The sequence below is a fragment of the Parabacteroides sp. KHUB-02 genome, assembly GCF_056640955.1.
On record NZ_JBWQEV010000001.1, the window covers coordinates 3,571,190 to 3,586,825 of the forward strand.

Genomic DNA, 15,636 nt, shown 5'->3' on the forward strand with positions numbered 1-15,636 from the left:
TCGATTTAAAATTGGTAAATGAGATTGATCGCCGCCTGCGTAGGCCCGAAGTAATGCTTCTTGATCCCTTCTTGCTTGCGGCCGCAATTTGCGCAGGGATACTTGTCCGACTTCAAGTACAGATAGCCCACGCCCACCGTGGCCTCCAAGTTCCAATGGCGAGACAGCAGCCACGAGTATCCATAACTGATACCGGCTCCCGCGCCCCATCCCTGGTGACGCTCGCCCTCTGTACCCAGCCATTTGATATCGGTTACATTATATAATAGGTACGGAGTATGCACGCCGAGGAAATGGCCGTTAAACGTCTCGCAAAACCAATACCTCAACTCCGGGTGCAGACGCAAATGCTTCAGTGAGCGGCCATAACTCCCATCATCGTTCTTGCCGCTGAACGGATTCAAGCCTGCCTCCAACTCAAGTGTCCAATGACGGGCGAGATAAACTTCAGCCCCCAAATTAAACGTGGCAGTAGCCCAATAAGGAATATTGCTCTTGATCCCAATCATGGAGCCTTTCCCTTCGACCGGCACCCCCTGCGCTCTCGAAAGAAACGGGACTGCCAACAAGAATAGCATGAAAATCGTCTTCTTCATTCTTTCTTATTCATTATGGTTGTTAATCTTATATCTTCTCACCCTTCTGCCCCTCAAGACCCAACTTCCTAAAATCAACTAACGGCAAGAATGGCCCGTGGACTTATTTATGGAATAAGGTTTAGCGTTTCAAAAACGTCAGCGGAGAATAAACGTTAAACAACATTTTATTGTCGTTTATATAGTATATCAATAGACCACACGGAACGTTTCAGAAAAACATGTACATGTTTTCCTGAAAAGACGTACATGTTTTTTGGAAAACACGTACATGAAATCCAATAAATATTATGGTGTTTCTATACAGCTACCAATCAATGGCTTACGTATAGGCCTATCCAAACGAGCTTATTGTATTATTTGTTTTTGATATTCAGGAGGAATTTGTAGAGTATAGAAATTCCTCTTTAGTTGAGAGAGTGAATCAATAAAGGTGAATATGGTTCATTTTAAAGACATAGCTTCCCCTAAATTCCTTATTTGGTGAAAAGAACTTGACAATTTTAATGCAGAAAAGTTGTGATAATAAAATATTTATTATGTATTTTTGTGAACTAATAGGGAGGAAGTTACTATTTTAACGCTAAAACTCCTTATTCCATAAATAAGTTCACAAACCATCCATCCTTTTCTCTAAAATCCGATTTACAGAGCCTATCACCTTCATGTTCGCATGAGCCAAACGTGATATATCCAATTCTTCCAGATAAAAACGAGTCGTTTTCTCCGACGAGTGCCCCAACGCCTGGCTGATCAAGGCCATCGGCATATCGCAACGTAAAGCTTCTGATGCCCAGCTATGGCGAACAACATACGACGTAAACGGATTCGGTAACCGTAAAGTTTGCCCAATCCGTTTCAGCCGGGCATTATGCCGAGCCAAGCTACGCTTATACCTCAAATGGTCCGGATTCCCGGGCGGAAGAATCGGGAACAAATACGACGATCCGGTCGCTCGCTGCCGATCCGCGTATTTCCGGATCAATTGCAACATACTACTGGTTATCTCCAACCGGATCATACGTCCTGTCTTATGACGGTGATATACCAACTCATTCCCCCGGATATTCTGCCTCGTCAAGTACGCTATATCCACAAAAGGCATCCCGCAAGCCATAAAACTGAATAAGGAAAGATCTATCGATAATTCCACTTGCGGGTCATCCACCACCTTGATCTGAGCGATTTGCTGGAACAAAGATGCGGGAATCGCACGCCTCGCCGTCATCGCACGCCGGAGTTTCAAATTCTCAAACGGATAATATGACGCAGGAATCAACGCCTCTTGGCAAGCCATATTATAAAGCGCCCGCAAACTACTGATATACGTATTTACCGTATTAGTAGCTAATCCTTTTCCCTGAAGATACGTGATGAAATCTATCACCAACGCACGATTCAAATCGGCCAAACAGAACCCCGGGTTCTTCACGAATCTTAAAAAATGCCTTACGGCCACCTCATACAACTCAGCTGTCCCTTCTTTCTTTAACTGCCGTTTCATGTCTCTTCGTTTTCCCATATAATCCATCAATGAGATTGCTAACTTTTTCTTACGTCCTCGTTTCATACTCCTTTCACTAAATTATTTATACTTTACACGAACAAATTAATTCAAATTATTACTTTTGCTCCCGAAAATAAGAAAATAGGTAACAATTAAAAGCATAAAAGCAACAATAAATAATATGGCAAACAATCGAGTCACATTCGGTAGTAAATTGGGCGTAGTACTAGCTACCGTAGGATGCGCCGTCGGATTGGGAAGCGTATGGCGCTTCCCGTATATGCTGGGAGCGAACGGAGGTGCGGCCTTCCTACTGGTCTACATACTTTTCATGATATTCTTGGGCATTCCGGTAATGATAACCGAGTTTTTCATCGGCCGGCATTCCCGCAGCAATACGGTGGGTTCTTTCAAGAAAATGGCTCCCGGTACAAAATGGTGCTGGATTGGGTACAACGGTATCTTGGCCGCATTTTTGATCTTAAGTTATTACTCGGTCGTCTCCGGTTGGACGCTTGAATATGTTTGGCAAACGCTAAGTGGCCGTTTGTATGGACAGCCGGATATAGACTATACGGCCGATTTTCAGGATTTCGCTTCCAATGTCTTCCGTCCGATCTTTTGGATGGGCGCTTTTATCGGGTTGACTCACTTCGTGATTGTCTCGGGTGTAGAAAAAGGTATCGAACGGGCCTCTAAGATCATGATGCCGCTTTTATTCTTGATCTTGCTGATCATGTGCGTACGTTCCGTGACCTTACCGAACGCTGAGGCCGGATTGCTTTTCCTTTTCAAGCCAGACTTTAGCAAATTGACTTCCTCAGTGGTCTTGAGCGCACTAGGACAGGCTTTCTTCTCTTTGAGTTTGGGTATGGGCTGCTTGATCACTTACTCCTCTTACTTCGGGAAAGATACGAATATGCAGGCCACCGCTTGGCAGGTGACAATCATTAATACGCTTGTCGCCGTATTGGCCGGTATCATGATATTCCCGGCGGTATTCAGTTTCGGCATCACCCCTTCCGCTGGTGCGGAACTCGTGTTTATCACGTTGCCGAACGTATTTGGACAATTACCGCTGAGTGGCTTGTGGTCCTGTATTTTTTATATCTTGCTAGCGATGGCGGCACTGACTTCCACGATCTCTTTACATGAGGTAGCTACGGCCTACGTTCTTGAGGAGTTCCACATGACACGCAAGAAAGCGGCTTTAATCGTTTCCTTAGGGGTATTTTTCTTAGGAATTTTCAGTTCTCTCTCATTCGGGGTGATGAAAGGATTCACGATTGGAGGCTTGGCCTTTTTCGACGCACTGGATTACCTGACCGCCAAGATCATGCTACCGCTGGGAGGTATGCTCACTTGTATTTTCGTAGGTACACGTGTCGATAAAAAAGTATTGAAAGCCGAGTTGACCAATGAGGGGACTCTTAAGTTCCGTCTTTTCGGCGCTTACGTATTCTTTATGAAATATGTGGCCCCAATCGCCATCGGTATCGTATTCTTGAACGAATTAGGGATCTTGAGATGGATTACCGGTAAATAATACCGAGAATTCCTTGTCAATAGAAACGGAACTTCTACCTTTGTCGGTGGAAGTTCCACAAATCAAAACATAAGACTATGAAATGGCGTGATTTACTTTATTTCTCCAAGGGGGAAAGGCAGGCTCTTACCCTACTCCTTTCCTTAATAGCGATGGCATGGATCGCAATTATCGGGACGGATTTCTACCGTTCCCAATTTCAAACAGTTCCATTGGTAAACACCGGAATCAAACAAGATTCCTCACGGATCTATTCGAATAAAACACCTTCAAATTCCATTCGGAAAGAAAAAGAATCCCATTCGAACGAAACTAAAATCCCTTCCGAATGGAAATCCAAACGCATCCGAAAGGAATCAAAGCCCCATTTTCCCTCTTATCCCAAAGCAAAAAAATGGCCGCAAGGAACGATTGTCGAATTAAACTCGGCTGATACCACCGCCCTTAAAATGGTTCCGGGAATTGGTAGCGTTTTTGCCAAGCGGATCATTAAATACAGGGACTTACTAGGAGGCTTTTATTCCGTGGAACAATTAGGAGAAGTATATGGTATTGACGAGGAACGCTATGAAGCGATGAAATCGTGGTTTTCCGTGGACCCGTCAGTTATTAGTCATCTATTTGTCAACCAACTGTCAGCTAAAGAACTGGCCAGTCACCCATATGTCAGTTATAAACAAGCTAGGATCATCGAAAAAATGATCCGGAAAAAAGGGAAATTACAAGGTTGGGAGGATTTATCCCTATTGGAAGAGTTTCCGGAGCACGAACAACAACGATTACGATATTATCTTTCATTCCATTGATATTTTCACTATGTTTGTAACAAAACATATTCTGTATGATCTATCTGAAGCAAGTAAAATTACTGGACCCGGACTTGGTAGCCGGCAATCCCGAGGAGCTAAAGTATCCCTATAAAGCTCCGGCGGTACGTTTTACGGAATCATTCATTTTCCGCAAGCCGGTTACTTTCCTCGTGGGAGAGAACGGGGCGGGAAAATCCACCCTGCTGGAAGCGATGATGAGTAAATATGAGGAGAGGGATGAGGAAGAACCGGGTATGCTCTATGACGGAACCGAGGCCTACAAGATTTACGCCAATGTCTTACCCGAGCATATTAAGCTGATCGAGACCCGAAAACCGGAAAAGCATTTCTTCTTCCGGGCAGAATCCTTTTTTAACCATGCGGCCGAATTGGATAGGCAAGCCCAACTGGAATTACGTAAGTACAGCAAGATCTACGCCTATAAAGCTTACGGTGGCAGGAGTTTATTGGAGCAATCGCACGGCGAGAGCTTTCTCAGCGCTTTCCTGAATTATGCCAGCCGCAATACATTATTTATATTAGACGAGCCGGAAGCCGCACTCTCTCCACAACGGCAGCTGGCCCTTTTGGTGCGTATCCATGAACTGGTGAATAACGGTTGCCAACTGATTATCTCCACGCACTCCCCGATCTTGATGGCTTATCCGAACGCGGACATTTATGCCATCGATGATACCGGAGCGCACATCACCCCGTATGAGGAAACAGAGCATTACCAGCTCACTAAATATTTCCTCACGCATACGGAGCAAATGATGAAAGAACTGCTTGGGTGAGATTACTTCTCCCAAGCATTTACGATCTCGGCAATGTAAACGATATGCGCATTGCCGTTCTTCTCATCATACCAACGAGGGAAAACGCTAGGATCTAAAAACTTAGCCTCCTCGATCTCGGACTTATAGACCACTTTACATTCCAACGTAAGGCGAGCTTCCTCGAATACAGGATTACCAGCCTCCGTAAAGAACGGTGTCAACCCCGTAGCGGCCACTTTATCAATCTCCCGGCCGGATTTAGAGCCACAAATGCTATGGGCTTTCCGGTGCTCCGGTCCTAGGAAAGTAATCGTGAACTCATTTTTAGCGTCGATAAACTCACGGGTATAACGCTCCGGACGAATAAAAGCAAACACCACCGGACGGTTCCATAACACTCCCACGCCGCCCCAACTGGCAGTCATCATATTAAACTTCTCCTTATCACCGGCGCTTACCAGCATCCACTCCTTACCAATCAACTCGATAAAGTTGTCTTTGATCTCATTCGGATTAATCGCTTTCATATCTCATTTTATTTTCCCTCAAAGATATAAAATATTCCCTTATTTACCGGTACTCATTACCCCCGAGTCATTATCGGCATTATTCACTTTCTTCTGACCAGCGCTAAATTTACGGCCGAAAGAGAAGTTATAGGAAATCGTCGCCACAAACAAACGGGAACTTTCCTTGATGTAATTCGAACGGTGGAAAGAGGCGTATTGGTTCCAGTTCTCGGTCTCCTGCTTATAGTTATCCGTAAACGGATTAAAGACACGCAAGCCAACCATCAAGTCTTTATGCCTATAACCGAGCTGGATTCCTTGGATATTCTCACCCCCACTCATCGTCTCGCCCTTAAACCAGTTCCAATTCGTCATCAACATATACATGAGTGACCAATTCTTCCAAGTAACGGAAACATTCGCGTCGCACCACCAGTTCGTATATCGATGCGTGTAGGTATTACCGTTACTCATATAATGGTTCATACCACCATTGACTGAAAATTGCAAGATGTCCTTGATCGGACCGACCCGCAAGTTGACGGAAGCGACAACCCGTTGCCAGTTTTTCTGATTATCCCAAGTCTGGATGATCTTATTCCCTTCCAGATATTTCTCGTCCATGATAGCGTCCGGCTGATACTCATAAGCGCCCAAGGCATTCACGTAAAACAGACCTTTGCGAAACTCGTAATTCAATTCCGTATAATAACTCATATAAGACTTCAAGTTAGGATTACCCCGCTGTATTTGCAAGGAATCGATCACTTGGTCGATAGCGCTCAGCTCACCCAAAGAAGGAGTCACATTCCCCATCGTTGATTTCAAACGGATGGAAGATTCCCCGGGCAAAGCATAAAACAAGGTCAACCGGGGACTCACCGTATAACGTTCATAATCCGCATCCTCACCCCGTTGGCTATAAGACGATCGATTCACGGTCACACCCAATGAGTAATCCAGTTTTTTCACCTTTCCCTTGAATTCCGCATATACGGAACTCTCCATCTGTTCCATATGTGTCTTATAGTTATGCCCATTGATATAACTGTTATCCGAGAAAGATTGGTTATGGCGTAAACCGCCGCTCAACCGATTACCATTCGTTAATTTCTTCTCATAGATAGCCTCGCCGATAATCGAGTATTTATCACCATCCACCACATTATTCACATCAGTCAACAATTGTTCATGTTTACTCTCTTGATAGATACGGGTCGATTTCGTTTGGTTATAAGTCCCTACCACGTTAAATACCAAGGTCTGGTTATGCTTCAAATCCCGTTGGTAATACAAATCCAGCGCAGGAGCTTGATAGGCTGATCCCGATAGATCGATCATATCCACTTTATCCTCCGGATTCGCCTTATTCATCAAGACTCCTTGATAATCCCAATGCGGTTGATGATTATTCCGGTAGCGGAACGTGGCGTTAAACATATACTTATCCGGCTTTTGATAGCTATAGTTCACATTCAGGTTATGCATGAACAAACGAGCGCGCGAAGGTTCGCCTATTTCCACACGGTTCAAGGTCGTTCCATTCGCTAAATGGAACTCTTCCTCGTTATTCCGTTTCATTCCATAGAAATCACGAGGACCGATCCGATAAGAAGCGCCCCATTCCGAGTTCTTATGATTGATCTTTCCCCAAGCATTATGTTCACCCCACATGGAATTGATACCTTGCGCCATGTCCAGACCGAAACTACCTCCCGTATCCGGCCGGCGAACGATATAATCCAGCACGATATCGGCATTGCCATAACGCAAGCCCGGGTTATCATGATATTCTATACGAATGATGTCCGAGGGATTCAAGGCCTTGATCTCATCCTGTTCCACCTTCACGCCATTGATACGCACTTGGACTACCCCATTTCCCGTGGCCTTGATCTCACTGTTCAACAAATCCACCTGCACTCTCGGTAGCATCATCTGCTGCAACAAATCCATACCGTTTCCCGAAGCCTTCATCTGGCGATCCGATGGGAAGACCACTTTTTTATCGGCATGGCTCGTCTGGGCAGAGGCGCTAACCGTCACCCCGTCTAAGGATACCGCATCATCATTTAAGGATATTTCTCCCAAAGAAGTATTCTTGGACAAGCCTTCCAAGGAAATATACTCCGTCTTAAAGCCTAGACTAGAGACAGATAGAATATAACTCCCTTTTTTAATCTTATTTAATAAAAAATGCCCCTTCATATCCGTAGTCGTACCCGCCACAAAAGAAGAGTCCATTGTTTGCAATACTACATTCGCAAATTCCAAGATTTCTTTGTTGCGAGCGTCCCGCACCATTCCCTTTATCTCCAAGTTCTGAGCAAAAGCTCCCTGTACCATACCGCCTAGCAGTATGATCCAAATCATCATCCGTTTCATTTTTATCGTATTTTTTCCGAATATAGCAGGGTGGCCTTTCCCGCTTATCATTTGTTTCTAACTATAAGACGACAGCCGTTTGGAAAACGTTACAAGAAAATGATAAAAAAATAATATTTCGATGAATTTGCTTCGTAGATACGTATCTTTGTAACCAAACAACAGATTATAAATCATGGAGCTATTGAATAATTGGATCAACGGAGTCAACGATATATTATGGTCATACATCCTTATTATCATGTTATTGGGATGCGCCGTATGGTTTACGATAAAAAGTAGGTTCGTGCAATTCCGCATGATTGGCGAGATGATCCGATTATTAGGCGATTCTGCCGGGAAAGGAGAAAAAGGGGAAAAGCATATCTCCTCTTTCCAAGCCTTCGCCGTATCTTTAGCCAGCCGTGTAGGGACCGGAAACCTAGCCGGTGTAGCGACAGCCGTAGCGATCGGCGGACCCGGATCCGTATTCTGGATGTGGCTGATCGCTTTGCTTGGTTCTTCCAGCGCATTCGTGGAGTCTACGTTAGCTCAATTATATAAAGAAAAAGGGAAAGACTCGTTCATTGGCGGTCCCGCTTACTATATGCTACATGGTTTGGGGTTACGATGGATGGGGGTATTATTTGCCGTATTGATTTCGATAACCTTTGGCTTTGCCTTTAATTCCGTACAAAGCAATACGATCTGCGCAGCTTGGGAAGGCGCTTTTGGCATCGATCATGCTTGGATCGGAGCGATTCTTACGGTACTTACGTTAATCGTCATATTCGGAGGTATTCAGCGCATCGCGAGAGTAAGCAGTATTGTCGTACCGGTCATGGCATTAGGATATATAGCATTGGCGTTGGGAATCGTACTGTTTAATATTACCCGCCTACCCGCTGTTATAGAAACCATTCTGTCAAACGCTTTTGGTTGGGAACAGGCGATAGGCGGCAGTGTCGGAGCGGCGTTGATGCAAGGGATTAAACGAGGTCTATTCAGTAATGAGGCCGGTATGGGATCGGCACCGAACGTAGCGGCTACGGCGCATGTCTCCCATCCAGTCAAACAAGGATTGATCCAAGCATTAGGCGTATTTACCGACACGCTGATTATCTGTACCTGCACGGCGTTCATCATCTTGTTTAGCGGAGCGCCATTAGACGGCTCCATCAATGGAGTCCAGCTCACGCAACAAGCCTTGAGCAACGAGGTGGGTAGCATCGGCAGTACGTTTGTCGCTTTAGCGATCCTTTTATTTGCGTTCAGTAGTATTATCGGTAATTACTATTACGGAGAAGCGAATATTCGTTTTATCACGTCCAAGAGAAATGTCTTATTTATTTATCGTATATTAGTCGGTGGAATGGTCATGTTCGGTGCGTTGGCTAGTTTAGACTTGGCTTGGAGCCTAGCGGACGTGACCATGGGACTGATGACGATCTGCAATTTGATCGCGATCTCATTGTTGAGCCGTCAAGCATTCCTCTTATTACAGGATTACGTAGCCCAAAAGAAAGCGGGTATTAAAAGCCCTGTATTCGATAAGAACAAGATACCCGAGTTGAAAGACAAAGCGCAGTGTTGGTGATCAGACAAACGTATTGAAGTATGATAAAAAGCAAGATGATAAGCTTTTACATAGCGGTCATGATGATATGGACCTGTACGGTAAAAGCTCAAGATGATAATAAATCCCTAATCCACAAAATTGGATTCGACGTACGTCCCTCGTATGTCGCCCCGACTAGCAAATTCCTGAAAGATGATGGCTATGGAAACGGGCTTACTTTACGTAAGGCGGCTTCATTCCATTTGAAATACGGGTTCCAACTGAATCCGAACTCTAAGGAGGGCCAGCTCTATCCGCACACTTACCAAGGAATAGGCATCTCTTATAATACCTTTGGCAATCGGCAGGAAGTAGGTAATCCTTGGGCGGCGTATGTTTTCCAAAGTTCCCGCATCGCCAAGATCTCTTCCCGGCTATCCTTCGATTATGAATGGAATTTCGGAGCCTCATTCGGGTGGCATCCGTATGATGATAACAATAATTACCGTAATAAGATCATCGGTTCTAAGATCAATGCCTATATCAATCTGGGATTTTTCCTCAACGCGAAACTATCCCGTTATTGCAACCTGCTCGTCGGGGCGGATTTAACGCACTACTCAAACGGAAATACTCATCTTCCGAATGCGGGATTGAATACGATTGGTGGCCGGATCGGACTCGTCTACACGCTCAATCCTATCGAGGAAAGCCATCATGAGATAGGTACTGCACGTTCCTTACCTGAAAATCAGTTGTACCTCTCCAGCTTTTGGCAACGTGTCAGTTACGATGTCATCCTATACGGCGCGACCCGTGCTAAGGGGGTTATGCTTGGTGACGAGGCTCATATCTTTCCCGGTCATTTCGGTATCCTCGGATTCAACCTCAACCCGATGTACAAATTCAACCGGTTCCTAAAAGCAGGTATCTCCCTAGACGGCCAATATGACGAAAGCGCAAATATTTATTCCGACGAGATCATCCAAGTCGGCGAAGAACCCCGATTCTACCGCCCGCCCCTACACGAGCAAATCGGTATCGGCCTCTCCGCCCGTGGCGAGTTCACGATGCCATTCTTCTCGATCAATATAGGAGTCGGACATAATTTATTTTACAACAAAGGCGATCTGAAAGGATTATACCAGATCCTAGCCCTCAAGGTATCGGTTACACAAAATTTATTCCTGCATGTCGGATACCAACTGCACAAGTTCCATAATCCGAATAACTTGATGTTGGGGGTTGGGTATAGGTTCCATAATTAGCCTCACTCATAAATCAAGCAAAACAACCGTTCCGGCACAAGTACCTCATTAGCCACCTCAAGGATTTGCCCGGCGGTTATTTTCTCGATCTGGGCGAATACCTCGGGGAGAGTATCGTAACGGTTGTAATGGAGGTAGCTTTTTCCTAAGCCAAGGAAAAGGCCCTCCCGGTTATCGCCCGACACACCCAGTTGACCGATTACCTGCTTCTTGGCGGCGGCTAATTGAGTGGCGGACAGTTTTACGTCACGTAAACGGGCTAATTCCTTATGCACCAAACGCATCGCTTTCTCACGGTTCTTCGGGTCTGTCCCGAAATAGATACTGGCTAGTCCGGTATCGGTATAAGAGGTTATATTGGATTCTACGTTATAGACCAAGCCATGCTTTTCCCGCAAGGAGACATTCAAGCGGTTATTCATGCCCGGACCACCCAAAATATTATTCAACAAAAATAAAGGAATGCGCTTTTTATCGTGCATACTGAAAGCCCGGCCACCGATCAGTACATGGGCTTGATGGGTATCTTTATGGATCTGGCGTACGCAAGCCTCGATGGGGTCCGGAGCTTTCCGGATCCGTTCAGCCATCGGGAAAGAGATATCGCTTAAAGCGGATTCCGCTGATTTCAAGATCTTCTTGAAGTCTTTTCGTCCCATCGAGAAGAACACCATATTCTCCGGGGCGTAGAAACGACGCATGAAAGAACGACCGGACTCGGAGTCAAAGCGAAGAAGAGATTCCTCATCCCCTAAGATATTATGCCCGAGGGCATGACCCTTATAAAGCAAGTTCTCAAACTCGTCGAATATAAGTTCCGAAGGACTATCCTCATACGAATTGATCTCATCCAAGATGACATCTACCTCCTTCTCGATCTCCTGTTTGGGGAATTGGGAATGGAAAACCAGATCGGTCAATAGCTCAAACGCCCGGCCGAAATCCTCCTCCATAAAAATGGAATAAACAAAGGTCTCTTCCTTCGTAGTATAGGCATTCAACTCCCCTCCTACGTTCTCCATACGGTTCAGGATATGCCACGCTTTCCGTTTCTCCGTACCTTTGAAGATCATGTGTTCAACGAAATGCGCCAAGCCAAACTCATCCTCGTTCTCATCCCGTGTACCGGCGTTCACGGCGAAACCGCAGTAAGAGACCGGGGAATTAACCGGGAGATGTACCATGCGAAGTCCATTCGGCAATGTATGAGCGATATAATCCATTTTCCTTCTTGTTTGTATCAGCCCGCAAAGGTACGAAAGACTTTCCGGAAAAACATGTACGTCTTTTTCAAAAAACATGTACGTGTTTCCGGAAAAAGACGTACGTGTTTTTTTCGATCTATTTGCCTCCTTGGAAAAAATACCTACATTTGTGTAAATTAAACAGATAAGGCTATGGGAAATATCGTCCGAAAATTACCGATAGGCATACAGAGTTTTGACAAACTACGTACAGAGAACTATTTGTATGTTGACAAGACCAAGTTCATTTATCAAATGGCATACCAAGGTGTCCCTTATTTCCTAAGCCGCCCCCGGCGATTCGGGAAAAGCTTGCTGCTATCGACATTCAAGGCTTATTTCGAGGGGAAGAAAGAATTGTTCCGGGGATTAGCCATAGAGAAACTAGAGACCGAGTGGAAAGAGCATCCGGTACTTCATTTCAGCCTCAACGCCGAGTTGTACGATAGCCGCAAGGCATTGGAGAATATGCTGGAACGCCAGTTGAGGGAATGGGAAAAAATATATGATACCGGAGGAGAGGGTATCACCTATTCCGGACGGTTCATGACCATCATACGAAGGGCGGCGGAGATAACCGGAAGGAAGGTGGTCGTACTGATCGACGAGTACGATAAGCCATTACTTAGGAACCTGCACAACGAAGAGCTACAGAACGAGTTCCGGGAATTATTGACCGCCTTCTATACGGTCCTCAAAGATGCCGATCCTTGGCTGCGCTTCGTATTCATAACCGGTGTCACCAAGTTCGCGCAAGTCGGTATTTTTAGCAACCTGAATCATTTGAACGACATCAGCCTAGCCCCGCAATACGCGGCCCTTTGTGGCATGACATTGCCCGAGATCGAGGCGACTTTCCAGCCGGAGCTTCATGCCTTGACCGAAGCGAATAAGCTTTCATACGAAGGTACCATCGAGAAAATTACACGCCGGTACGACGGCTACCATTTTGATTTCCGCAGCGGTATCGCCCTTTATAACCCGTTTAGCATATTGAACGTGTTGAGTAAACAGGTCTTTTACGACTATTGGTTTGCTTCCGGTACCCCGACATTCTTGGCGGAGATGTTACGGAAAACGAATTACGATATACGGGAGCTGGACGGGATCGAGGTATCCGAGGTATCCCTTTCGGACGATCGGGCGAACATCAATAACCCGGTTCCCCTGATTTATCAAAGTGGATATTTGACGATTAAAAGTTACGATGAACGTTTCCGGTTATATACGTTAGGATACCCGAATGAGGAAGTTAAATATGGATTTTTGAATTTTGTCGCCTCCATTTATGCGCATTTACCAGAAACCGAGACTCCTTTTTATATCGGGAAGTTCATCCAAGAGCTGGAGAACGGAAACGCCGAGGCTTTCCTCACCCGCCTAAAGGCTTTCTTCGCCGATATCCCTTACGAGTTGAACGACCGGACCGAGCGTCATTACCAAGTGGTCTTCTACATCGTATTCAAGCTACTAGGGCAATTCACCGAGGCCGAGGTACGTTCGGCCCAAGGACGTGCCGATGCCATCGTAAAAACTCCTCGCTACATCTACGTATTCGAGTTCAAGCTGAGAGGTACGGCGGAAGAGGCGATCCGGCAAATCGACGATCGAGGCGATCTGATTCCTTATACGGCCGACGAACGGGAAGTAGTCAAAGTGGGGGTCGCTTTCGACGCAGCCACTCGCAACTTAGGTGAATGGCTGATTGAAAATACATTATAATTCTATGAGAAACATGAAAATAGCAACCTGTTTACTAACGATCACCTCCTTGGTTCTTTCCGCCTGTGGAGGAGGAGACAACGATATAGAGAAGGCGAAAAGCCTTGCGACCACGGAACATCTAAAGCGATACACCGAGGCCATCTCGCATGACTCCTGCCAAGGCCGTAAACCATTCTCGGAAGGGGCCGACCGTGCGGTGAACTATATCGCCCGCCAAATGAAGGAAGTCGGCCTGAAACCCATCAACGGAGATTCTTATCTCCAACAGGTTAATATCATATCCTCACGTACGCAATGCCCGAAGCCGATGGTCTTGAGTACCCCGGAAGGAAAGATCTCATTGGATTGGCTAGAGGGCTATACCGCTTTCTCCGCACGGATCGAGCCGGAGATCGATATAGACAACGCGGAACTGGTATTCGCCGGCTATGGGATCGTAGCCCCCGAGTATGGGAAAAATGATTTCGAGGGAATCGAGAACCCGCGGGATAAAGTAGCGGTCGTTATCGTAAATGACCCGGGACTCGGAAGCGACAACACGGATTATTTTAACGGTGATATCATGACCTATTACGGCCGTTGGATGTATAAATTCGAGGAGGGCGCCCGACAGGGATTAAAAGGAGTCTTGATCATCCATGAAGACCGGGGAGCAGGCTACCCTTGGTCGGTCGTACGAGCTTCCGCCCAATCTAAGATGTATGTGGACAGCGATAGCGATGCTTATCATTGCCCGCTAAACGGCTGGATCCAATTCAATGCCGCCAAGCAATTGCTAGCCGATAATGGCTACGACATTGACCAACTAATCGAGCAATCTAAATCGCCGGACTTCAAGCCCATCTCCTTGAAATCTACGGTAACCGTCTCGATGAGGAACACCTTCGACCGCCAGCAAAGCCCCAACGTAATCGGTTATATTCCCGGTAGCGGGAACACGGATGAGAGTGTTATTTATCTAGGCCATTGGGACCATCTAGGCTATGGAGCACCGATCAACGGCGACAGTATCATCAACGGCGCTACCGATAACGCCGTAGCCATCGCATGGATGCTCGAGATGGCACGTTGTCTCAATGCCTTGAAAGAGAAACCCCGCCGGAATATCGTCTTCCTCTCCCCTACTTGCGAGGAGACCGGATTCCTCGGTACGAAATACTATGTGGAGCACCCGTTGTTCCCGATCGATAAGATAGCCGCCGTAATCAATCTGGATGTCTTCCCGCTATGGGGCGAGAACAACGATGTCACGATCACCGGATACGGCAACTCCGAGCTGGATGATACCCTAGCCGAGCTAGCGAAGAAATACAACCGTTACATCATGCCCGACCCCGACGCTTATAACGGGATGTTCTATCGCTCCGACCATTTCCCTTTCGTACAAAAAGGCATCCCGGCCATGTTCGCCAAAGGTTGGAACGACAACCGCAAACAGGGTAAGGAGTGGGCCAAAGAGCATATCGCACATTATTGGGCGGAAACTTACCACAAACCGACCGACCAGACCCATCCCGACACGGATGATTACAGTGGTCTGTTACAAGAAGTACAATTATTCTTCGACCTCGGTTATAAACTGGCGCAAGATACCGGATACCCGAAATGGAAGCCGAAGTCCGAATTCGCAAACGTCTTAAAAAGATAAATTGTCTGAAATAGATGATGCCAATATCAGTAAATATAAATACTTTCGCGATCGTTATTCAGGCAGGAATGCCGTAAAACAAT

Annotated in this window: 12 protein-coding genes; 7 read left to right on the forward strand and 5 right to left on the reverse strand. The window is 46.0% G+C overall.

The window, feature by feature from the left end; genetic code table 11:
• Nucleotides 1-5: 5 nt before the first annotated feature.
• Both ACYIA1_RS15480 and ACYIA1_RS15485 read right to left on the reverse strand, forming a co-directional pair.
• Nucleotides 6-596 carry a DUF3575 domain-containing protein gene (locus ACYIA1_RS15480; RefSeq protein WP_008778867.1) on the reverse strand — a complete coding sequence of 197 codons (591 nt, stop codon included), beginning with the start codon at nt 594-596 and terminating at the stop codon, nt 6-8.
• A gap of 610 nt (nt 597-1,206) precedes the next feature.
• Nucleotides 1,207-2,166, reverse strand: a complete 960-nt coding sequence (locus tag ACYIA1_RS15485) for a tyrosine-type recombinase/integrase (RefSeq protein WP_048926888.1) — start codon at nt 2,164-2,166, stop codon at nt 1,207-1,209.
• Between the two features lie 118 nt (nt 2,167-2,284).
• On the opposite strand from ACYIA1_RS15485, the gene ACYIA1_RS15490 reads away from it, so the two are divergent.
• The 3 genes from ACYIA1_RS15490 to ACYIA1_RS15500 all read left to right on the forward strand — a co-directional run bounded on the left by ACYIA1_RS15490 (nt 2,285) and on the right by ACYIA1_RS15500 (nt 5,255).
• Nucleotides 2,285-3,649: a sodium-dependent transporter gene (locus ACYIA1_RS15490; protein ID WP_122144398.1), complete on the forward strand. Its 1,365-nt coding sequence runs from the start codon at nt 2,285-2,287 to the stop codon at nt 3,647-3,649.
• Between the two features lie 77 nt (nt 3,650-3,726).
• A complete protein-coding gene (locus ACYIA1_RS15495) occupies nt 3,727-4,455 on the forward strand; it encodes a ComEA family DNA-binding protein (RefSeq protein WP_480335790.1) in 729 nt (242 codons plus the stop codon).
• Between the two features lie 35 nt (nt 4,456-4,490).
• Entirely contained in the window at nt 4,491-5,255 is a 765-nt protein-coding gene (locus ACYIA1_RS15500; protein ID WP_008773277.1) for an AAA family ATPase, read from the forward strand.
• Nucleotides 5,256-5,257: 2 nt separating this feature from the next.
• Here the strand turns inward: ACYIA1_RS15500 and ACYIA1_RS15505 are convergent, their stop codons facing one another.
• Together ACYIA1_RS15505 and ACYIA1_RS15510 are read right to left on the reverse strand one after the other, a co-directional pair.
• Complete coding sequence (locus ACYIA1_RS15505) at nt 5,258-5,764, reverse strand: flavin reductase family protein (protein WP_008778870.1); 507 nt, start codon at nt 5,762-5,764, stop codon at nt 5,258-5,260.
• A gap of 39 nt (nt 5,765-5,803) precedes the next feature.
• Nucleotides 5,804-8,131: a carboxypeptidase-like regulatory domain-containing protein gene (locus ACYIA1_RS15510; RefSeq protein ID WP_480335793.1), complete on the reverse strand. Its 2,328-nt coding sequence runs from the start codon at nt 8,129-8,131 to the stop codon at nt 5,804-5,806.
• Between the two features lie 175 nt (nt 8,132-8,306).
• Between ACYIA1_RS15510 and ACYIA1_RS15515 the strand changes: the two genes are divergently transcribed.
• Nucleotides 8,307-9,707, forward strand: coding sequence for an alanine/glycine:cation symporter family protein (locus ACYIA1_RS15515; protein WP_480335795.1), 1,401 nt, complete (start codon nt 8,307-8,309; stop codon nt 9,705-9,707).
• Between the two features lie 20 nt (nt 9,708-9,727).
• Nucleotides 9,728-10,936, forward strand: a complete 1,209-nt coding sequence (locus ACYIA1_RS15520) for an acyloxyacyl hydrolase (protein ID WP_480335797.1) — start codon at nt 9,728-9,730, stop codon at nt 10,934-10,936.
• A 2-nt stretch (nt 10,937-10,938) separates the two neighbouring features.
• Here ACYIA1_RS15520 and ACYIA1_RS15525 read toward each other — a convergent pair whose 3' ends face one another.
• Nucleotides 10,939-12,159 carry a M16 family metallopeptidase gene (locus ACYIA1_RS15525; RefSeq protein ID WP_196009774.1) on the reverse strand — a complete coding sequence of 407 codons (1,221 nt, stop codon included), beginning with the start codon at nt 12,157-12,159 and terminating at the stop codon, nt 10,939-10,941.
• A gap of 174 nt (nt 12,160-12,333) precedes the next feature.
• On the opposite strand from ACYIA1_RS15525, the gene ACYIA1_RS15530 reads away from it, so the two are divergent.
• Together ACYIA1_RS15530 and ACYIA1_RS15535 are read left to right on the forward strand one after the other, a co-directional pair.
• Entirely contained in the window at nt 12,334-13,902 is a 1,569-nt protein-coding gene (locus ACYIA1_RS15530) for an ATP-binding protein (protein ID WP_048926897.1), read from the forward strand.
• A 4-nt stretch (nt 13,903-13,906) separates the two neighbouring features.
• The gene (locus ACYIA1_RS15535; protein WP_048926898.1) at nt 13,907-15,553 is read left to right on the forward strand and encodes a M20/M25/M40 family metallo-hydrolase; all 1,647 of its coding nucleotides are present in this window, start codon (nt 13,907-13,909) and stop codon (nt 15,551-15,553) included.
• The last annotated feature ends 83 nt before the right edge of the window (nt 15,554-15,636 follow it).

What these genes read in the sequence shown, in the direction of transcription:
- ACYIA1_RS15480 (WP_008778867.1), bottom strand. Translation starts at nt 596, where the DNA reads ATGAAGAAGACGATTTTCATGCTATTCTTGTTGGCAGTCCCGTTTCTT.
- ACYIA1_RS15485 (WP_048926888.1), bottom strand. Translation starts at nt 2,166, where the DNA reads ATGAAACGAGGACGTAAGAAAAAGTTAGCAATCTCATTGATGGATTAT.
- ACYIA1_RS15490 (WP_122144398.1), top strand. Translation starts at nt 2,285, where the DNA reads ATGGCAAACAATCGAGTCACATTCGGTAGTAAATTGGGCGTAGTACTA.
- ACYIA1_RS15495 (WP_480335790.1), top strand. Translation starts at nt 3,727, where the DNA reads ATGAAATGGCGTGATTTACTTTATTTCTCCAAGGGGGAAAGGCAGGCT.
- ACYIA1_RS15500 (WP_008773277.1), top strand. Translation starts at nt 4,491, where the DNA reads ATGATCTATCTGAAGCAAGTAAAATTACTGGACCCGGACTTGGTAGCC.
- ACYIA1_RS15505 (WP_008778870.1), bottom strand. Translation starts at nt 5,764, where the DNA reads ATGAAAGCGATTAATCCGAATGAGATCAAAGACAACTTTATCGAGTTG.
- ACYIA1_RS15510 (WP_480335793.1), bottom strand. Translation starts at nt 8,131, where the DNA reads ATGAAACGGATGATGATTTGGATCATACTGCTAGGCGGTATGGTACAG.
- ACYIA1_RS15515 (WP_480335795.1), top strand. Translation starts at nt 8,307, where the DNA reads ATGGAGCTATTGAATAATTGGATCAACGGAGTCAACGATATATTATGG.
- ACYIA1_RS15520 (WP_480335797.1), top strand. Translation starts at nt 9,728, where the DNA reads ATGATAAAAAGCAAGATGATAAGCTTTTACATAGCGGTCATGATGATA.
- ACYIA1_RS15525 (WP_196009774.1), bottom strand. Translation starts at nt 12,159, where the DNA reads ATGGATTATATCGCTCATACATTGCCGAATGGACTTCGCATGGTACAT.
- ACYIA1_RS15530 (WP_048926897.1), top strand. Translation starts at nt 12,334, where the DNA reads ATGGGAAATATCGTCCGAAAATTACCGATAGGCATACAGAGTTTTGAC.
- ACYIA1_RS15535 (WP_048926898.1), top strand. Translation starts at nt 13,907, where the DNA reads ATGAGAAACATGAAAATAGCAACCTGTTTACTAACGATCACCTCCTTG.